General features: G+C 38.4%; 3 protein-coding genes. All 3 read right to left on the bottom strand.

The genetic code is table 11. From position 1 onward, the window contains the following. Nucleotides 1-93: 93 nt before the first annotated feature. From BAZSYMA_RS06500 to mnmG, 3 genes are read right to left on the bottom strand one after another with little or no spacing between them, the layout of a single operon-like run. Nucleotides 94-846, bottom strand: coding sequence for a hypothetical protein (locus BAZSYMA_RS06500; RefSeq protein WP_090716896.1), 753 nt, complete (start codon nucleotides 844-846; stop codon nucleotides 94-96). Continuing rightward, nucleotides 843-1454, bottom strand: a complete 612-nt coding sequence (gene rsmG / locus BAZSYMA_RS06495; RefSeq protein ID WP_195910131.1) for a 16S rRNA (guanine(527)-N(7))-methyltransferase RsmG — start codon at nucleotides 1452-1454, stop codon at nucleotides 843-845. The genes BAZSYMA_RS06500 and rsmG overlap by 4 nt, the downstream gene beginning before the upstream one ends. Continuing rightward, nucleotides 1451-3313, bottom strand: coding sequence for a tRNA uridine-5-carboxymethylaminomethyl(34) synthesis enzyme MnmG (gene mnmG / locus BAZSYMA_RS06490; RefSeq protein WP_090716891.1), 1863 nt, complete (start codon nucleotides 3311-3313; stop codon nucleotides 1451-1453). The genes rsmG and mnmG overlap by 4 nt, the downstream gene beginning before the upstream one ends. Between the last annotated feature and the right edge of the window lie 61 nt (nucleotides 3314-3374).

Genomic DNA, 3374 nt, shown 5'->3' with positions numbered 1-3374 from the left:
TATTTATGCAAAGGTCTCTTTTAGACTAAAAAACCAATCTATTTATATCTTGTGAAATACCGCAGAATAAATCAATCGCCTCTACTTTTACAATTAAAAATCGAAATTTTTAAACAAATCTTTTACCGTGTCCTTTAGTTCATCACTTGCAACACCGAGCTGTTGTGCAATTTTTCGACGCAAGCTAGCTTCAATTTCTTTTTTACCAGCCTCAATACCCTTTTCCTCTAATGCTTTTCTCAAATTATTCATAATCTTTTTGGTAACTTCTTTGCCAATTTTATCAATTCTAATACCTGAATCTCCACCAAAATTACTGATGGAAATATTAGGAACTTTAAGTGTGGTTCTTAGCCACTCAGAATCCACTTTAAGGCTAATATTGCTAACTTTAAAATACTTTATCTTGATGCGTTTTTCATTGGCGTTACTATTATCACTACTAGACACATCAGAGGACTGTGATGGCGCTTGATCTAAATTATCAATGAGTTGTGTCAAATTCACATTAGAATCGTTTTGCTCCAAGGTGAATGCCAACCCATCAAGAAATATCTCATCAAGAACAATCAAATTGTTATCGCTATCGCCTACTTTTAAAGAAAAATGATCCAAAGAGAAGGCATTTTCATTCTTAAAGTTAGGTGGGTTTTTCACCTCAATAAAATCAATATTAATACTCTTGTCTAAAAAATCAGAACTAAATTGACTGATTTTGACCGGTGTTTTTAATAACTCAGTAACATATTGTTGGCTGATTTTCTTTCCTATCGGGTCAAGCAGAGTAATAATAACAATTGTTACAGTAACAATTAAACCCAGTAATGTGTAGATTATTTTTTTCATATTTTTTTCCTAATTTCTAATAAGAACCGTTCATTTGAAACATTTGATACGCACAGTTGATGGATTTTTGTACCTTCGGGCAAACTCTCTTGTCCAATATTTGCACCCTTCATTAATAAGTAACGCCCATTATCGCATAATAGATGTTGTGTTAATTTCAATGTTTTGTTGACCTTAGCAAATGCTCTGGAAGTAATCTGACCAAAACATCTCTGAGATTCAAACACCTCAACACGCTCATTCAATACGGTTAAATTTTTAAGCCCTAATTGAGATTTTACAAACTGCATAAAACGACATTTTTTACCCACTGTATCTAGCACATTAACAGAAAGCTCAGGTCGCATAATACTAATCACAATTCCTGGTAATCCTGCACCTGCGCCCACATCAAGTAGTGGTGACTTGTCAATAAACGGCATAATAGACAAGCTGTCTAATAAATGTTTTCTAACACCTTCTTCCATTGTGCGAATCGCACTGAGGTTATAAGTTTTGTTCCATTTTGTGATTAATGTTAAATATTCAAGCAACTTAGATAGTTGCTCTTCATCAAGCTTGATGTTCATCTTTTTGGCGCCACCAAGTAATAAAGTTTCATGAATCATGATTTACTATAAGTCTTTAAATACACCAATAAAATAGAAATAGACGCAGGAGTAACACCTTGAAGTCGGCTTGCTTGACCGATAGTCTCTGGACGATGGTCGCTAAGTTTTTGTATCACCTCACTTGACAATGCCCTAATAGAATCGTAGTCTATATCGCTCGGTAAAACGGTGTTTTCATTCTTGCGATATTTTTCAATTTCTTCTAGTTGGCGTTTGATATAACCCTCATATTTAATCTGATTTTCCACCACACCGATTAAAGTTGTATCCGTTAAAAAAGGCTGCCCCGATTCAATCTGAGATAAAACTTGATAATTCACTTTTGGTCGTTTTAACAATTCTAGCAACGAATACTCGTGACTCAACGCCTGACCTAAGACTTCGCTTGCCTGCGTATCACTGGCTTGAATCCAAGTGGTTTTTAAGCGTTCTTTTTCTTGCGCTGCTACTTCATATTTAATTTTAAACGCTGCCCAACGCTCATCATTCACCAAACCTAACTCTCTACCCTTGGGTGTTAAGCGCGCGTCTGCATTGTCTTCTCTGAGTAACAAGCGATATTCAGCACGCGAAGTAAACATACGATAAGGCTCATTTGTGCCTTTGGTAATCAAATCATCTACCATCACCCCAATATAAGACTCATCGCGTTTTGGCAACCAAGGATTTTTTTCTAATACAGCGCACCCCGCATTCACACCTGCCAGTAATCCTTGCGCTGCTGCTTCTTCATAACCCGTTGTACCGTTAATTTGTCCAGCAAAATACAGTCCTGATATTTTTTTTACTTCCAGTGTTTGTCTCAAGCCTCTCGGGTCGAAAAAATCATACTCGATGGCATAACCAGGACGCACAATATCAACATTTTCAAAACCTTTGATTGAGCGAATAAAATCTTGCTGCACTTCATACGGCAAAGAAGTCGAGACACCATTTGGATAGACCTCATTGGTCATCAAACCTTCAGGCTCAACAAAAATTTGGTGTGAATCACGCTCACTAAAACGCACGACTTTGTCTTCAATTGATGGGCAATATCTTGGGCCAGTACCTTCAATATTGCCTGTAACCATTGGTGAGTCTTTTAAGCCATCACGGATAAAATCATGCGTTTTCTCATTAGTATGCGTGATGTAGCAAGGGATTTGCTGTGGGTGATCGCTCGCCTTTCCCATAAAAGAAAAAGTCGGTAATGGCGTATCACCTGGCTGTTTTTGCAATACACTAAAATCAATAGTGCGTCCATCAAGCCTTGGTGGTGTACCTGTTTTTAATCGTCCCACACCTAAATCATAGGAACGAAGCCGCCTGGACAATGCATTGGATGGCGCATCGCCAGCACGGCCGCCTTCATAATTAGACTGCCCAATATGAATCACACCACCCAAAAAAGTACCAGAAGTTAAAATTACTTTATCGGCCGTAAAACGCAAACCCATTTGTGTTTTCACACCCTTAACGACATCATTTTCAATGATTAAATCTTCAACTGCCTGCTGAAACAATGATAAGTTTTCCTGATTTTCTAATTTGTGGCGAATGGCCGCTTTATACAGAACCCTATCTGCTTGAGCACGAGTAGCACGCACTGCTGGACCCTTAGAAGCATTAAGTGTGCGGAATTGAATGCCCGCCTTGTCAATCGCATGTGCCATAGCACCACCCATCGCATCAATCTCTTTCACCAAGTGCCCTTTACCAATCCCGCCAATCGCAGGATTGCAGCTCATCTGCCCAAGTGTCTCAATATTATGCGTAATCAACAGTGTCTTAACACCCATGCGTGCAGGCGCAAGCGCTGCTTCAGTGCCTGCATGCCCGCCACCGATGACGATGATTGAATAATGTTTATTCATATTAACAATTCAAATAATGTATATTGAGTGGATCTTTTATCAAAAGTTAAAATGCTACTTA

Origin of the sequence: Bathymodiolus azoricus thioautotrophic gill symbiont, from assembly GCF_001298715.1 — a bacterium.
In the GTDB taxonomy this organism is placed as follows: Bacteria; Pseudomonadota; Gammaproteobacteria; order PS1; family Pseudothioglobaceae; genus Thiodubiliella.
Note: the sequence above shows the minus strand (reverse complement) of the source record. Positions and strands in the feature narration are given on the sequence as shown.